The following is a 15,973-nucleotide window of genomic DNA, read 5'->3' as shown; positions in this document are numbered from 1 at the left end:
CCAGATCGGCTCGCTCACCGAGACGCTCGACTCGGTCGATCTCGCGCACCGTCACGGCTTCGCCTGCATGATGAGCCACCGCTCGGGCGAGACCGAGGACACCACGATCGCCGACCTCGCGGTGGCGACCAACTGCGGCCAGATCAAGACCGGCGCCCCGGCTCGTTCCGACCGTGTTGCCAAGTACAACCAGCTGCTGCGCATCGAGGAGGCCCTCGGGTCCTCCGCGTCCTACGCCGGCGCCTCCGCCTTCCCGCGGCTGGCGCTCTAGGACCCATGGCCTCGCGTCCCCCACGTGGCCCCGGCCGGAGGCCGCCCGATCGCGGGCGGCGTCCGATCGAGCGTGGGGCGCGCGGGGCGGCGCGCAACCGTACGCCCAAGGTCGCGACGCCGAGCGCGGGCACGGGTCCCCAGCTCACGACGCGGGCGATCGTGCTGCTGTCCGTCGTGCTGCTGCTCATCGCGTCCTACACCTCCACGCTGCACGCGTGGTGGGAGCAGCGCGCCGACATCCAGGCGACCAAGGCCGAGATCGTCATGAAGCAGCAGCAGATCGTCGCGCTCAAGGACCAGAAGGCCCGCTGGGACGACCCGGCGTACGTCAAGCAGCAGGCCAAGGAGCGCTTCGGCTGGGTCACCCCGGGCGAGGTCGGCTACCGGGTCATCGGCAGCGACGGCACCGTCAAGGGCGATGTGCCGACGTTGGACGCGCCGCCGACCACGACGACCACGACCGAGTGGTACGACAAGCTGTGGGGCAGCGTCAAGGAGTCCGGCAAGACCCCCAAGGCGGCCGAGCCCACAACCGATCCGGACAAGGTGCTGAAGAAGAAGTGAGTGTCGACCAAGCCGACCTGGACGCGGTCGCCGAGCAGCTCGGCCGTACGCCCAGAGGCATCCTCGAGGTCGTGTCCCGGTGCCCGTCGGGCCACCCCAACGTCGTCAAGACCGAGCCGCGGCTCGACGACGGCACACCGTTCCCGACGATGTTCTACCTGACGTGCGACCGGCTTGCCGGCGAGATCGGCACCCTCGAGGCCTCAGGGCTCATGAAGGAGATGAGCGACCGGCTCGCCGAGGACGAGGAGCTGGCGGCCGCCTACGCCCGCGCTCACGAGGAATATCTTGCCGAGCGGGAGGCGATCGCCCACGTGCCCGAGATCGACGGCATCACCGCCGGCGGCATGCCGACCCGGGTGAAGTGCCTGCACGTGCTGGTCGGCCATTCCCTCGCCAAGGGCCCCGGAGTCAACCCGCTGGGTGACGAGGCGCTCGAGCTGCTCGGCGACTGGTGGACCGGCAACTCCTGCGGTCCCGCTCCCGTCACGACCTGACGGCGCGATACTCCACGTGCGGACGGCCGGTGCCGCCGTATCGGGTCGCCCGCGCCGACTGACCGAGGTCCGCGAGGTGCTCCAGATAGCGTCGGGCGGTCACGCGTGACGAGCCGATCAGCTCGGCGACCTCGCCCGCGGTGAGCCCGTTCTCCGCCTCCGCGAGCGTGGTGCGCACGGCCTCGAGCGTCTCGGCGCTGAGCCCCTTGGGCAGCACCTCGTCCTCGGGAGCGGGCCGCATCGCGCCGAACACGGCGTCCACGCCGCGCTGGTCGATCGACTCGTCGCCGGCCTCGAGGGTGCGCCGGAAGGCGGCGTACTGGCGCAGCTTGGCCTCGAACATCGCGAACGTGAACGGCTTGAGCAGGTACGCCACGACGCCCTGCGACACCGACTGGCGTACGACGTCGACGTCGCGCGCCGACGTCACCGCGATGACGTCGTACGGGCGGCCCGTCGCGCGGAGCTGGCGCAACAGGTCGAGGCCGTGGCCGTCGGGCAGGTGCATGTCGAGCAGCACCAGGTCGACCGGCCGGCTGCCCAGCACCCGGGCCGCCTCCTGGAACGACTCGGCAACCTCGACCACCTCGAACTCGCGCATCCGCTCGACGTACGCCCGGTGGGCCTGCGCGGCGATCGCCTCGTCCTCGACGATCAGCACCCGGATCTTCCTCATGAGCCGATCCTGATGTCGAAGGCCGCTCCGCCGAGCGGGCTCTCGCCGATCGTGGCCTCGCCACCGTGCCGGCGTACGAGCTGGCCGACCAGCGCCAGGCCGATCCCGCGCCCGCTGCCGTCGTCGGCCTTGGTCGACCAGCCGCGGACGAACACCGTCTCGCGGTCCTGCGGCTCGACGCCGGGGCCGCTGTCCTCGACGCGTACGTGCAGCAGGCTCGTCGTGGAGGTGATCGTGACGGAGACCTGGCGGTCGTCGGACGACTGGGCCGCGTCGATCGCGTTGTCGATCAGGTTGCCGAGGATCGTCACGGCCTCGTGCGCCGTCGTGGCGAGGCCCGACACGCTGGTCGCCGGCTCGATCGTCAGGGTGACGCCGCGCTCGGCGGCCTGCGCGCTCTTGCCGAGCAGCAGGGCAGCGATGACCGGCTCGTCGATCGACTCGACCATCCGGTCGGTGAGCCGTCGGGCGACGTCGAGCTCGCGGGTCGCGAAGTCGATCGCCTCCTGCGCCCGGCCGATCTCGATCAGGGACACCATCGTGTGCATGCGGTTGGACGACTCGTGGTTCTGCGCGCGCAGTGCCTCGGCCAGGCCGCGGACCGTGTCGAGCTCGGCCGTGACGCTCTGCAGCTCGGTGCGGTCGCGCAGGGTCACGACCGAGCCGACGTCGCGACCCTCCCAGTGCGCCGGCGCCTGGTTGACGACCAGCACGCGGTCGCCGACGACGTGCACGGCGTCCTGCAGCGAACGGCCCGACGTCAGCTCGGCCACCAGCGTCGGCTCGAGGCCGAGGCGGTCGACCGTGGAGCCCACCGACGAGGTGTCGAGGCCCAGCAGACGTGCGGCCTCGTCGTTCATCAGCGTCAGGCGGCCCGCGGGGTCCAGCAGCAGGAGTCCTTCGCGCACGGCGCGCAGCACGGCGTCGTAGTACTCGTACATCCTGGTGATCTCCTGCTCGCCGAGACCATGGGTCTGCCGGCGCAGCCGGCGGTTGGCCAGCCCGGCGCCGACGGCACCCAGCAGCCCGATTCCCACGGCTGCGGCGACGATGCGCGGCAGGACCGAGAGCACCTCGTCGTTGACCCGCTCGGTCGTGATGCCGACGGAGACCAGCCCGCGTACCTCCCCGTCGTCCTCGATCGGGACCACGGCGCGCACGGACGGACCGAGGGTGCCGGTGAAGTCCTCGGTGAACCTCCGCCCGGCCAGCGCCTCGTCGATGTGACCGATGAACTTCTTGCCGATGTTGCCGGGCGTGGGGTGCGAATAGCGGATGCCCGACGTGTTCATGACGACCACGAAGTCGGTGCCGGTCGCCTTGCGGACGCGTTCGGCGTACGGCTGCAGCACCTTGCTCGGGTCAGGGTCGTCGAGCGCCTGGATGACGGTGGGGGACGCGGCGACCGCGAGAGACACGTCGAGGGTCTGCGCGCGGGCGTCGGCCCGGCTGTCCTGCCGGGCGTCGAACCAGGCCAGGCCCGTCCCGCCCACGACGACGACCAGCACCACGAGCAGCTGCCACACCAGCATCTGCCGTGCGACGGTACGTCCGCGATCCCGGGCCACCCCCGCATTCTCCACGATGACGGGCCGTGGTCCGACCCGGTGTTGTGACGGCGGTCACGAACTTTACGAACACAACGGTGAGCGGGGTCACACGCGGACCCATCCTGATGACGCAACCCCTCACCGTCCAGGAGGACTCATGTCATCGAATGCGATGCGTACGCCGGCCCGCAAGGACCGCACCCACTACCTGTATCTCGCCGTCATCGGCGCCGTCATCGCGGGAGCCACGCTCGGCCTCGCCGCGCCGGACGTGGCGGTGGAGCTCAAGCCGATCGGCACGGGCTTCGTCTCGCTCATCAAGATGATGATCGCGCCAGTCATCTTCTGCACCCTTGTCCTCGGCGTCGGCTCGGTGGCCAAGGCCTCCCAGGTCGGCAAGGTCGGCGGCCTCGCCCTCGGCTACTTCGTGACGATGTCGTTCGTCGCGCTCAGCATCGGCCTGCTGGTCGGCAACATCCTGAAGCCGGGTGACGGCCTCAAGATCACGCCGGACGTGGCAGCTGCCGGAAGCGAGCAGGTCTCGACCGAGGCGCAGTCGACGACCGACTTCCTCCTGCACATCATCCCCGACACGCTGGCCTCGTCGCTGACCTCGGGAATGATCCTCCAGACGCTGCTCGTCGCCCTGCTGTTCGGCTTCGCGCTCCAGGCGATGGGCTCGGCCGGCCAGCCGGTCCTGACCGGCATCGGTCACCTCCAGAAGGTCGTCTTCCGCATCCTCGCGATGATCATGTGGGCCGCCCCGATCGGCGCGTTCGGCGCCATCGCCGGTGTCGTCGGCGAGACCGGTGTCGACGCGCTCAAGGCGCTCGCCGTCATCATGATCGGCTTCTACACGACCTGCGCCGTGTTCGTGTTCGTCATCCTCGCCGCGCTCCTGAAGGTCGCGACGGGCATCAACCTGTTCTCGCTGCTCAAGTACCTCGGCCGTGAGTTCCTGCTGATCTTCTCGACCTCCTCGTCGGAGTCGGCGCTGCCGCGACTCATCGCCAAGATGGAGCACGCCGGCGTCTCGCAGCAGACCGTGGGCGTCGTCGTCCCGACCGGATACTCGTTCAACCTCGACGGCACGATGATCTACCTGACGATGGCGTCGCTGTTCATCGCCGAGGCCATGGGCAGCCCGCTGTCGATCGGGGAGCAGATCTCGCTGCTGCTGTTCATGATGATCGCGTCGAAGGGCGCCGCGGGAGTCACCGGAGCCGGTATGGCCACGCTGGCCGGCGGCCTCAGCTCGCACCGTCCTGAGCTGCTCGACGGTGTCGGCCTCATCGTCGGCATCGACCGGTTCATGTCGGAGGCGCGCGCCGTCACCAACTTCGCCGGCAACGCCGTCGCCACGCTGCTCGTCGCCTCGTGGACCAACACGCTCGACCGGCCGCAGCTCGACCGGACGCTGTCCGGCGACAGCCCGTTCGACGAGGCGAAGATGATCGACGACCACGAGGCCGTGGCGGAGTCTGCGCCCGTCGCGGCCGAGGTGGACGGTGCCGAGGCGGCGCCGCGCATCCCCGCCAGGGTCTGATCGATCACCACCCGGAGACGGGGCTCCCGGATGATTCCGGGAGCCCCGTCCTTGCCGTATGACGTGCCGATACGCTCGTCGCATGCTTGATCAGCGCACACGCGTGGCCGCGATCGACTGCGGCACCAACTCGATCCGTCTTCTGGTCAGCGATGTCGGCGAAGACCACAAGGTCGACCTGGTACGCGAGATGCGTATTGTCCGGCTGGGTGCCGGCGTCGATGAGACGGGACATCTTGCCCAGGAGGCCATCGACCGTACGCTGCAGGCGACGCGCGCATACGCCGAGCTGATCGCGATGTTCGGCGCCACTGAGGTTCGGTTCTGCGCGACCTCTGCCGTGCGTGACGCCGACAACGCCGCCGACTTCGAGGACGCCATCGAGGGCATCCTGGGTGTGCGCCCGGTCGTGCTGGCCGGACTCGACGAGGCCCGCGCGTCGTTCCTGGGCGCGACGCGCGACCTCGAGCGGGTCCGCACGCTCGTGGTCGACATCGGCGGAGGATCGACCGAGCTCGTCGTCGGCACCGGTGAGGACATCGAGTGGTCCGTGTCGCTGGACGTCGGCTCGGTACGCCTGACCGAGCGGTTCCTGTCCAGCGATCCGGCGTCGGTCGCCGAGGTGACGGCGTGCATGCACTACCTCGACGGGATCCTGGCACCCGTCGTCGGCCACCTCGACCCGGTCGGCTCCTTCGTCGGCGTGGCGGGCACGATCACGACCGTGGCGGCGCACTCGCTCGCCCTGCCCTCGTACGACGCCGCGACCATCCATGGCGCCAAGCTCGCTCTGGACGATGTGCGCGCGGCCTGTCTGTCGCTCGTACGCATGTCGGTCGCCGATCGTCGCGCCCTGCCGTTCATGCATCCCGGCCGCGCAGACGTGATCGGGGCCGGTGCCTTGATCCTCGACCGGCTGATCGACCTCGTCCCGCTGTCGACCGACACGATGGTTGCCAGCGAGCACGACATCCTCGACGGCATCGCCTGGGACATCGTGCGGGTCTGACGACTCGCCGGGTGGGATCGGTGCGGTCAGATCAGGCGACTCCTCGCGGCCAGGACGACCGCCTCGATGGGTGTCTTGACGCCGAGCCGGTCACAGATGAGCCGGACGCGGCGGCGCAGAGTTCGCTCGGAAACGCCGAGCTCCCGGGCAATGGCGTCGGTCGTGAGGCCGCGGCCGAGGAGCCGCAGCACTCCCAGGTCGCCGTCGTCGAGTTGAGCGGCCCGAGCCATCGGTCCCCCTTCACACGTACGAGCTCCTCGCCCCGAGTGAGGCGCATCACATGGTGTTGCGCACGATACTAAAACGATTCAATCACTTCAACCGCTGGCCGGGACCGGTCATTCCAGGGCATGTCGGCCTCCCCGGATTCTCGGGCAAATGTCGCAGTTCCGGATGACGTCGGCGGGTGCCGTAGCAGCAACGGCTCTTGTCAGGCTTAGTAACCCGTGGGTAGCGTGAGCCCGGTCACGTCGATTAAATCGTTTCAATGAATGGATGCCCGTCATGCTCCAGTCCTCTTCGGCCGCTCCCCGGTCCGCCTTCCGCCGTCTTCTCGGCCTCGTGGTGTCTGTCGTCCTGGTCGGCACGACGCTGCTCGCCGGTGCCGGTAGCGCCACTGCCGCCGACGGGCTCACGGTCGGCGGCCTGCAGACCAACGCCAGGACCAAGCCTCTCGGCATCCCGGGAGCCGACCCGACGCTCAGCTGGAAGTCCACGTCCAGCGCCCGAGGCGTCGTGCAGAGCGCATATGAGGTGCGCGTCGGCACAAGCGAGGGGTCCGATGACGTCTGGTCGTCGGGCAAGGTGGAGTCCGCGAACCAGGTCGACGTGACGTACGGCGGTCCCGACCTCGCGTCACAGACCCGCTACTTCTGGCAGGTCAAGGTCTGGGACGGTGACGGCCAGGCCAGCGAGTGGAGCGAGCCCAGCTGGTTCGAGACCGGCATCCTCACCGCCGGAGAATGGACCGGCGACTGGATCGGCAAGGGGGCCGGCGGCGAGATCGACAAGTGGACCGACTACACCGCCGACATCGACTTTGACATCAAGGACCTGGCGATCGGTGTGTTCATCCGGGCAGCCGACACGAGCAACGCGTACATGTGGCAGATCTCGACGGCCGACGGCACCGACGTCCCCAAGTTCCGCCCCCACAAGCGCGTCAACGGCGGCTATGCGCTGCTCGGCAACCTGCCGATCGCGGGTATCACCTCGGCGGAGCTCCTTGAGGGCACGCACCGCCTGTCGATCACGGTCGACGGCAGCACCATCACGACGAAGCTCGACGGCACCCAGATCGACCAGCGTGCGGATGCGAGCTTCGCCAAGGGCTTCATCGGCTTCCGCCAGGACTTCGCCAACAACGTCGATGAGACCGCGGACGTCAAGGCCGTCAAGGTGACCGCCAAGACGGGCAACGTGCTGCTCGACACCGACTTCTCCGCCGGCAACCCGTTCAACGGCGGCACCGTGACCGACGAGGGCCTGCGCATCGGCGGTCGCAAGGACATCCTGCTGCGCACCGCCGACTCCAACAAGCCACTGCTGCGCAAGGAATTCGCGACGCAGGATGGCAAGACCATCAAGTCGGCTCGCGTCTACGCGTCGGCCCACGGCGTGTACGAGCTGCAGCTCAACGGCGAGACGGTCGGCGACCAGTTCCTCGCGCCGGGCTGGACCGACTACAAGAAGCGCATCCAGGTCCAGACGTACGACGTGACGGACCAGGTCAACAATGGCGCCAACGCGATCGGCGCCGAGCTCGGCGATGGCTGGTGGGCCGGCAAGGTCGGCATGTGGGGCCCGGGCATGTACAGCAACACGCTCGGCCTGATCGCCCAGCTGCGCATCGACTACACCGATGGCACCAGCCAGGTCATCAAGTCCGACAACACCTGGAAGAGTCACTCCGGCCCCTACGCCGCCGCCGACAACATCGACGGCGAGACGTACGACGCCCGTGCCGAGCAGCCGGGCTGGGACGTGCCCAACTACGACGACGCCGGCTGGACCCCGGTGACCGTGGGTGCCGCGACCGACACCCCGAAGCTCGAGCCCCAGACGGACGAGCCCGTCCGGGTGACCGGTGAGCGTCCCGCGCTGGATCGCACGACCTCGCCCGGTGTCACCAACGGCTACATCTACGACTTGGGCCAGAACATGGTCGGTGTCGCGAGGATGCGGATCCAGGGCGTCGCCGGCCAGACCGTCAGGTTCCGGTACGCCGAAGAGCTCTACGACGACGGCCGGTTCTACGTCGGCAACCTGCGTGCGGCGAAGGTCACCGACTACTACACGTTCAAGACCACCGGCACGGTCGTCTACACACCCAAGTTCACCCAGCACGGTTTCCGCTACATCGAGATCTCCGGCGCCTCCGTCGCTCCCGAGCTCGACGACGTGACGGGTGTCGTGTGGGGCTCGGACATGAAGGCCACGGGCGACCTGGAGACCTCGGACCCGATGCTGAACCAGCTGCAGAGCAACATCTCCTGGGGCCAGCGCGGCAACTTCTTGTCGATCCCGACCGACACCCCGGCCCGTGACGAGCGGCTCGGCTGGACCGGCGACATCAACGTCTTCGCGCCGACCGCGAGCTACCTGCGGGACACGCGTTCGTTCCTCCAGAAGTGGACGCAGGACCTGCGCGACTCCGCGTACGCCAACGGCAACCTGCCGGGCATCGCTCCGTCCGTCCCGACGATCGACCTCGGGGCCGGCCTCGGCTGGTCCGACGCCGGCATCACAGTGCCGTACGCGGCGTGGCACGCCCAGGGCGACACCAGGATCGTGCGGCAGAACTACGCCGCGATGCAGAAGTTCTTCGGCTTCGTGAAGACCGGGGCAGGCGCCGACCTGATCGACTCGGCCCGCGGCAACTGGAACGACTGGCTCAACCTCGACGACAACACGGGCACCGACGTGCTCGGCACGGCGTACTACGCCGAGGATGCCCGGATGCTCTCGGAGATGGCCGCGGCGATCGGCGAGGATGCCGATGCGGCTGCGTACGCCGCACTGTCGGAGGACATCCGTGAGGCGTTCACCGCCGAGCTGATCGCGAGCGACGGCACGGTCAACGGCAACAGCCAGACGGCGTACGCGATGGCGCTCGGCATGAACCTCGTGACCGACCCGGCGCTGCGCGAGAAGGTCGGCGCCAAGTTCGTCGCGAAGCTCAAGGCGAGCGACAACCACCTCACGACCGGCTTCCTGGGCACGCCGTGGCTCCTGCCCGCGCTGACCAGCATCGACCGGTCGGACATCGCCTACACGATGATCCTCAAGAAGGACTACCCGTCGTGGGGCTACGAGATCGAGAACGGCGCCACCACGATGTGGGAGCGGTGGAACTCGATCGGCCCCGACGGCAGCTTCGGTGACGAGGCCATGAACTCGTTCAACCACTACGCGTACGGCGCGGTCGGCGACTGGATGTACCAGAACATCGGTGGTATCTCGGCGGTCAAGGCCGGCTACAAGAAGTCGAGGATCGCCCCGGTCATCGGTGGCGGACTGACTCACGGCCACGGCACGTACGAGTCGGTCTACGGAACGATCTCGTCGGACTGGAAGACCGAGGGCGACGACGTCATGCTCGACATCGAGGTCCCGGTCAACACGACCTCGACCGTGAGCATCCCGGCGGCAAACCTGGTGTCGGTCACGGAGGGCGGCACAGCCCTCGCCGACGCGGACGGTGTCAGCGACGTCTCGTTCGCCGACGGCGTCGCGACCTTCACGGTCGGCTCGGGCACCTACTCGTTCCATGCCGACGCGCAACGCGCGATGTTCGGCGACATCCTGGACGAGATCCAGAAGACCGACGACCATGCCGGTGACCTCGCGGCGGCAGGCGACCTTTCGGACGAGGCGCGTACGCACATCGGTGATGCGCTCGCCGCCGCCAAGGGCGATGTCGAGGATGCGCTCGCTGCGGACCTGACCGGCGACAAGGGTGGCGTCTCGCAGCACCTCAGCGACGCCCTCGCCTCGATCCGCGACCTCAAGACGTGGGTGGCCGGATCGGCGATCGACGGACCCGTGCGGGGTGACTTGACCAAGCGGCTGGAGAAGATCGAGTCGATGTTCGGCGCGGCGATCGCCAGCAGCCTCGGCGTGTCGGTCGTCATCCCACCCGTCGCCGAGCCGACCCAGCCCGGCGCCACGGTTGCCGGCACGATCGAGGTCGCGAACGGCGGTGATGTCGCCCTCAGCGATCTGAAGGCCAAGGTCGGCGTCGAGGACTGGAAGGTCGATCCCACGACGACCGAGCGGGACGCGCTCGCCGCGGGCGACCAGGCCCAGCTGCCGTTCACGGTCGAGGTGCCCAAGCACCAGAAGCCGGGAACGTACGACGCCTCCGTCGACCTGACGTTCACGAGCTCCTACGGCACGTTCACGCTGACGGACGCGACGCCGTGGGTGTCGGTCGACTCGGGTGTCGAGATCACGGGTGTGACGTCAGAGCACCCGGTCGACGGCACCGAGGAACGCGCGACCCTCAAGGCGACGGTCAAGAACGACGGCGACGCCGCGGTCTCGGGACAGGTCACGGCCGACCTGCCTGACGGCTGGACCACACCGCCGGACTCCGAGCGGGTCACGGTCGAGCCCGGTGCCACCCAGGAGGTCACGCTGCCGCTGTTCGTCGGCCTGGAGACTGTGGGGGGAGACCAGTCCGTCACGGTCGACTTCGTCGACCAGGGCGTGATCCTCGCGACGAAGGACGGCGCGCTCGGAGTCGACCTGGCGACGCCGCCGACGCAGGAGGCGACGGACTTCATCGACTTCGGCGACAGCACGTCCGAGACGGCTCACGGCATCATGGCCGCGCCGAACAGCGGGACCAACACCGAGGCCGGCCTGACGCGGCGCTACGCGCACACGAACTACCCCGGCTCGTGGTTCTCCGCGGAGTATCAGGTGACTGTCGGCGAGCCGTTCATGCTCCGCAACCGGGAGACGTTCGACGGCGCGAAGACCAAGAAGTACAACATCTACGTCGACGACACCCTCGTCAAGACGTACGTGCTGAAGCAGACGGTTTCCGGCCAGAGCGCCAAGACGTATCAGATCGTCATCGACGATCCGGCGGCGATCGCCGCCACGAGCGACGGGACGGTGCGCATCAAGTACGAGTTCCCGCTCGACGCGTCGGGTTACTACGACCCGTCGATCGCTGACAGCTGGGTACTGCCGGTACCGGATGACACGCTTGCACCGCTGGCCTCGGCCTCGGTGACCAGCCCTGCGGCGCCTGGCGACAACGGCTGGTATCGCGGCGACGCGACCGTCGCGGTCAAGGCCGTCGACAACCGCGGTGGCGCTCCGGCGATCGAGACCGGCGAGTCGTCGGGCTGGCAGCCGTATGTCGCCCCGGTGCCGGTCAGCGGTGACGGCAAGCACTCGCTGTCGTACCGGGCCAAGGATGCTGCCGGGAACTCGACGGGCGAGCAGAAGGTGGCGGTCTGGATCGACGGCACGGCCCCCGGCACCCAGCTGGCCGTCACCCGCGGATCGGGCGTCGACAACTCCGACAGGGCCACGCTGAAGCTCACGGCTCAGGACTCCCTGAGCGGGGTCGCCTCAACGACGTACCGGATCGACGGCGGCGCCTGGAAGGTGCTCGCCGACGAGGAGCCGGTCGTGGAGGGCTATGGCGTCCACACGGTCGACTACTTCTCGACCGACGTCGCGGGCAACCCCGAGCCGCTGCGCACCACGAACGTCGACCTGGCCGATGTGGATGTCATCGAGGCGATCATTGCTCCGCAGGTCGTCGGGACGGCGACCTACGGGTCGACGCTGACGGCGACGACCGGCTCTTGGAACACCAAGGGCCTGACGTATGCGTATCAGTGGCTGCGCGACGGCAAGGTCGTGACGGGTCGGACCGCGACGACGTACAGGATCGGGTCGTCGGACATCGGTCACCGCCTCTCCGTCAGGGTTACGGCAAGCAAGGACGGCAAGACGCCGGCCACCTCGACGTCGGCGCAGACCGCGAAGGTCACGAGGGCCAAGTCCAAGGTCAGCGTCGGCTACTCCGACACGTCTGTGCGGAAGTACCAGAAGGTCCGGCTGTCGATCGCGGTCTCGTCGACCACGGCAACGCCACGGGGCACGGTGCGGATCTACGAGAACGGCAAGCGGGTCAAGACCCTGACGCTGTCCTCGACCGGCAAGGTGACGTACTCGGTGACGATGCGCACCAAGGGTCTGCGGTCGCTCAAGGTCGTCTACGCCGGCAGCTCGTCGGTGTACGGCTCGACCTCGACGGTCCGCCACATCCGGGTGCGGTAGGTCGGACAGGAGAATCTGGTTTTGTCCGGTCATGATCGGACAAGACCAGATTCTCCGGTCCCTGGGAGGTCACCGGGCGGTGGAGCGGCGCAGCTGGTCCTTGACGACCTCACGCTGGCGACGGATGGCGTACGAGCTGAAGATGAGTGTGCGCCGCCCGTCGATCGTGACCTCGTTGAGTCGCAGGAGGTCGCCGTCCCACTGCTCGACTTCCATGTGCGGAATCCCGTGGATCTCGCAGGCGAGGTTGAACGCCCTCCACCAGACGTCGAGGTAGTAGCGTCCGTCGCGGCGTCGGACGATGGCCTGTCGCTCGGGGCGGGGCAGCCGCATCTCGAGGCGGATCTGGTCAAAGTCTCGTTCGGGCAACGACTGGATGCCGCCCCACGCGTCGAGGTAGGACTCGACGATCAGGGCGCGATGTCGACAGGCGCCGCGGCGGGCGAGGGCTTCCCGCAGCTGACGGGTATGGACGACACCGTGCTGTGCCGCCGCGAGCACGATCTCGCGGGCGCGCTTCTCCTCCGTGGTCCATGACGCTGCGTCGAGCACGCTCCGCGCCGGCCGGGTTCGTAGCGGCCGCCGCAGGGGATGGACGTCGCGGTTGTCGAGGAACTTCGACCAGTGCATGGTCAGATCGTCGTACCTGATCGGCGAGGCGCCCATGGGCGCGATCACGATGGGCTTGTCGGCACGAAAGGCGGTGAAGTTGTCGTACTTCAGCGCCGTCAGGCCGCCCAGCACCGAGCCTGGTGGGAGGGCGAGGAGAGCGACCCAGTCACGCTGGCTCGAGGTCAGCTCACCGTTGTGGGCCACGAAGACCCCGCGAGCCGGGTTCTGCCATCGACCGGAGCCGACGAGGGTGTAGAGCTGGTGCCGGGTGACGAGCTGGAGTGCCTGAGCGCGGGTGAGGACACCCTGCTGGTCTCGCACCCAGGCGGGCAGGGCTGAAGTGATCAGGACAGGCATCAGCCCACGGTGCGTGCCTCAACCGTCAGCGTTCGACTCCGTCGCCCCGGCTGTGGACGCCCGATGGCGCCCGAGTCCCTGTGGAGGACCGGAGAATCTGGTTTTGCCCGACCATAACCGGACAAAACCAGATTCTCCGGTCGGACAGCGCTCGACCGGACGAAACCAGATTCTCTCGTCCCTCAGGCGCCGGCGGTGGAGCGGCGGATCACGAGCTCGGGCTTGAGGGTCGTGTGCTTGACCTTCGATCCGGCGGGGTCGGCGATCACGTCGAGCAGCAGGGTCGCTGCCGCCGAACCGAGCTGCTGAGCAGGCTGGCGTACGGACGACAGCGGGATCGCGGCCGAGGCGGCGAACTCGATGTCGTCGTAGCCGATGATCGCGATGTCATCCGGCACGCGTACGCCGGCGAGCGTGAGCGCCTGCAGGACGCCGAGCGCCACCAGGTCGTTGGCGGCGAAGACCGCATCCGGTCGCTCCTCGCGGGGCAGCTCGAGCAGCTGCTCGGCGCCCCAGCGGCCGGCCTGCGCGTTCATGGTCTCGGTCTCGACGAACACGATCTCGCCCGAGCCGTGCTTGTCGACCGCTGCTCGCGCGGCGGCGAGGCGGGTCTTGACCTGCGCCAGGCTCGCGGGGCCGCCGATGAAGCCGATCCTGCGGCGGCCCATGTCGAGCAGGTGCTCGGTCGCGATGCGTCCGCCCATCTTGTCGTCGATCGAGACCGACGAGAACTCCTTGGCCCGGCTCATCCGGTCGACCAGCACGACGCTCGTGCCGCGGTCGCGCAGGCGGCGGAGGCGGTCCATGACGTCGCCGACCGGCGTGATCAGGACACCGCTCATGCGCTGCTGCTCGAACAGGTCGAGGTATGACGTCTCGCGTGTGGGTTCCTGGGCGCTGTTGCCGAGGATCAGCGGCCGGCCGTCGGCGATCAGGACGTCCTCGACGCCGCGTGCGACATCGGTGAAGAACGGGTTGGCGATGTCCAGCACGATCATCCCGATCGCACGGTTGGTGCCGGCGCGCAGCTGACGGGCCGCATCGTTGCGGATGTAGCCCAGCTCGTCGATCGCCGCCTGGATGCGCGCCAGCGTCGCGGGGGAGACCTTCGCGGGATGGTTGAGCGCATTCGACACGGTGGCAGGCGAAACCCCCGCGAGAGCGGCAACGTCCCGAACCTGAGCCACGGCCATGACGAGGAGGTTAACACGATTTAACGAAATGGGTTGACGGAACTGTGATCGCCGTCATACAGTTCCGGAAAGGCGCATTGGAACGATTTAATCGCGCCGCGAAGTCAGCCCTGAGAAGACACGGAGTCCCCATGAACGCGAGCGGTCCTGTCGCCCTGCAACTCGTGCAGGTGCGCAAGTCGTTCGGCCCGGTCGTCGCCCTTCGGTCGGGGAGCCTCACGGTCCACTCCGGCTCGATCCACGCCCTCGTGGGCGAGAACGGCGCCGGCAAGTCGACCCTCGTCAAGATCGTCGCCGGCGTCTATCAGCGCGACGGCGGCGAGCTCCTCCTGCACGGTGAGAGCGTCGACTTCTCGTCGACGGCCGCGTCCAAGGACGCCGGTATCGCCGTGATCTACCAGGAGCCCACGCTCTTCCCGGACCTCTCGGTCACCGAGAACATCTTCATGGGCCGCCAGCCCCTCGGCCCCGGCCGTCGCATCGACCGCAAGGCCATGCACGACGAGGCGCTCGGCCTGTTCAAGCGCCTGGGCGTCCACCTGGACCCGAGGCGCCTCGCCGAGGGCCTGTCGATCGCCGACCAGCAGATCATCGAGATCGCCAAGGCCATCTCGCTCGACGCCAGCGTCCTGATCATGGACGAGCCGACCGCGGCCCTCAGCGGGGTCGAGGTCGAGCGACTGTTCGCCGTCGCCCGCAGCCTGCGGGACGAGGGTCGTGCGCTGGTGTTCATCTCGCACCGCTTCGACGAGGTCTTCGCGCTGTGCGACACCGTCACCGTGATGCGCGACGGCGAATACATCTCGACCGACCCGATCGCCGAGACCACCAGCGGCCAGATCGTCGCCAAGATGGTCGGCCGCGAGGTCGGCGACCTGTTCCCCAAGACGCCGGCCGAGATCGGGGAGCCGGTCCTCACGGTCACGGGGCTCGAGTCCGCAGGCATCTTCCACGACATCAGCTTCGAGGTGCGATCCGGCGAGATCGTCGCCCTCGCCGGGCTGGTCGGCGCCGGACGCAGCGAGATCGCCCGCGCGATCTTCGGCGTCGACGGCTACGACTCCGGCACCGTCGAGCTCAACGGCAGGCCCGTGCCAACCCGCAACCCGCGCGCCGCGATCCGTGCCGGCATGGGATTCGTCCCCGAGGATCGCCGCCAGCAGGGCCTGGTCACCGAAGCGTCCGTCGCGCACAACGTCGCCGCGGTGATCCGTTCGCGCATCGCGCGCTGGGGCCTCCTGACGACCGGCAGCGAGACGCGTACGGCCGGCCCCTGGGCGGGACGCCTCGAGGTCAAGACCAACGCGCTCGACATGCACGCGACGACGATGAGCGGCGGCAACCAGCAGAAGGTGGTCATCGCCAAGTGGCTCGCGACGCAACCGTCGCT

At 68.5% G+C, this 15,973-nt stretch carries 11 protein-coding genes and 1 pseudogene; 7 read left to right on the top strand and 5 right to left on the bottom strand.

Translation table 11 applies throughout. The annotated features are described in order from the left end of the window. From eno to V6M46_RS08475, 3 genes and pseudogenes are all read left to right on the top strand, one after another. Positions 1–271 (top strand): annotated as a pseudogene (gene eno, locus V6M46_RS08485) (phosphopyruvate hydratase); the annotation flags it as partial. Positions 272–276: 5 nt separating this feature from the next. Further along, on the top strand, positions 277–837 hold the full coding sequence (locus V6M46_RS08480; RefSeq protein WP_332663743.1) for an FtsB family cell division protein: 561 nt from the start codon (positions 277–279) through the stop codon (positions 835–837). After that, a complete protein-coding gene (locus V6M46_RS08475; protein WP_332663742.1) occupies positions 834–1,334 on the top strand; it encodes a DUF501 domain-containing protein in 501 nt (166 codons plus the stop codon). The genes V6M46_RS08480 and V6M46_RS08475 overlap by 4 nt, the downstream gene beginning before the upstream one ends. Here the strand turns inward: V6M46_RS08475 and V6M46_RS08470 are convergent. Together V6M46_RS08470 and V6M46_RS08465 are read right to left on the bottom strand one after the other, a co-directional pair. Continuing rightward, positions 1,324–2,010 (bottom strand): response regulator, encoded by a 687-nt coding sequence (locus V6M46_RS08470; RefSeq protein WP_332663741.1) that lies wholly within the window; start codon positions 2,008–2,010, stop codon positions 1,324–1,326. The two genes, V6M46_RS08475 and V6M46_RS08470, sit on opposite strands and share 11 nt — an antisense overlap. Further along, on the bottom strand, positions 2,007–3,578 hold the full coding sequence (locus V6M46_RS08465) for a sensor histidine kinase (RefSeq protein ID WP_332663739.1): 1,572 nt from the start codon (positions 3,576–3,578) through the stop codon (positions 2,007–2,009). Before V6M46_RS08465 ends, V6M46_RS08470 begins: the two co-directional genes overlap by 4 nt. Before the next feature lie 139 nt (positions 3,579–3,717). On the opposite strand from V6M46_RS08465, the gene V6M46_RS08460 reads away from it, so the two are divergent. Beyond that, positions 3,718–5,106, top strand: coding sequence for a cation:dicarboxylate symporter family transporter (locus V6M46_RS08460; protein WP_332663737.1), 1,389 nt, complete (start codon positions 3,718–3,720; stop codon positions 5,104–5,106). An 82-nt stretch (positions 5,107–5,188) separates the two neighbouring features. Beyond that, on the top strand, positions 5,189–6,115 hold the full coding sequence (locus V6M46_RS08455) for a Ppx/GppA phosphatase family protein (RefSeq protein ID WP_332663735.1): 927 nt from the start codon (positions 5,189–5,191) through the stop codon (positions 6,113–6,115). A gap of 26 nt (positions 6,116–6,141) precedes the next feature. Here the strand turns inward: V6M46_RS08455 and V6M46_RS08450 are convergent, their stop codons facing one another. Continuing rightward, positions 6,142–6,345 carry a helix-turn-helix transcriptional regulator gene (locus tag V6M46_RS08450; protein WP_332663733.1) on the bottom strand — a complete coding sequence of 68 codons (204 nt, stop codon included), beginning with the start codon at positions 6,343–6,345 and terminating at the stop codon, positions 6,142–6,144. A 274-nt stretch (positions 6,346–6,619) separates the two neighbouring features. On the opposite strand from V6M46_RS08450, the gene V6M46_RS08445 reads away from it, so the two are divergent. Then, positions 6,620–12,421, top strand: coding sequence for a family 78 glycoside hydrolase catalytic domain (locus tag V6M46_RS08445; RefSeq protein ID WP_332663731.1), 5,802 nt, complete (start codon positions 6,620–6,622; stop codon positions 12,419–12,421). A 69-nt stretch (positions 12,422–12,490) separates the two neighbouring features. Here V6M46_RS08445 and V6M46_RS08440 read toward each other — a convergent pair whose 3' ends face one another. Both V6M46_RS08440 and V6M46_RS08435 read right to left on the bottom strand, forming a co-directional pair. Beyond that, entirely contained in the window at positions 12,491–13,390 is a 900-nt protein-coding gene (locus V6M46_RS08440) for a hypothetical protein (RefSeq protein ID WP_332663729.1), read from the bottom strand. A gap of 182 nt (positions 13,391–13,572) precedes the next feature. Further along, positions 13,573–14,583: a LacI family DNA-binding transcriptional regulator gene (locus V6M46_RS08435; protein ID WP_332663727.1), complete on the bottom strand. Its 1,011-nt coding sequence runs from the start codon at positions 14,581–14,583 to the stop codon at positions 13,573–13,575. A 131-nt stretch (positions 14,584–14,714) separates the two neighbouring features. On the opposite strand from V6M46_RS08435, the gene V6M46_RS08430 reads away from it, so the two are divergent. Continuing rightward, positions 14,715–15,973 (top strand): sugar ABC transporter ATP-binding protein (locus V6M46_RS08430; protein WP_332663725.1); only part of this gene is annotated, 1,259 nt, incomplete at its 3' end.

The organism is Aeromicrobium sp. (assembly GCF_036676885.1).
Classification (GTDB): Bacteria; Actinomycetota; Actinomycetes; order Propionibacteriales; family Nocardioidaceae; genus Aeromicrobium.
This window is presented reverse-complemented; position numbering and strand designations above follow the sequence as displayed.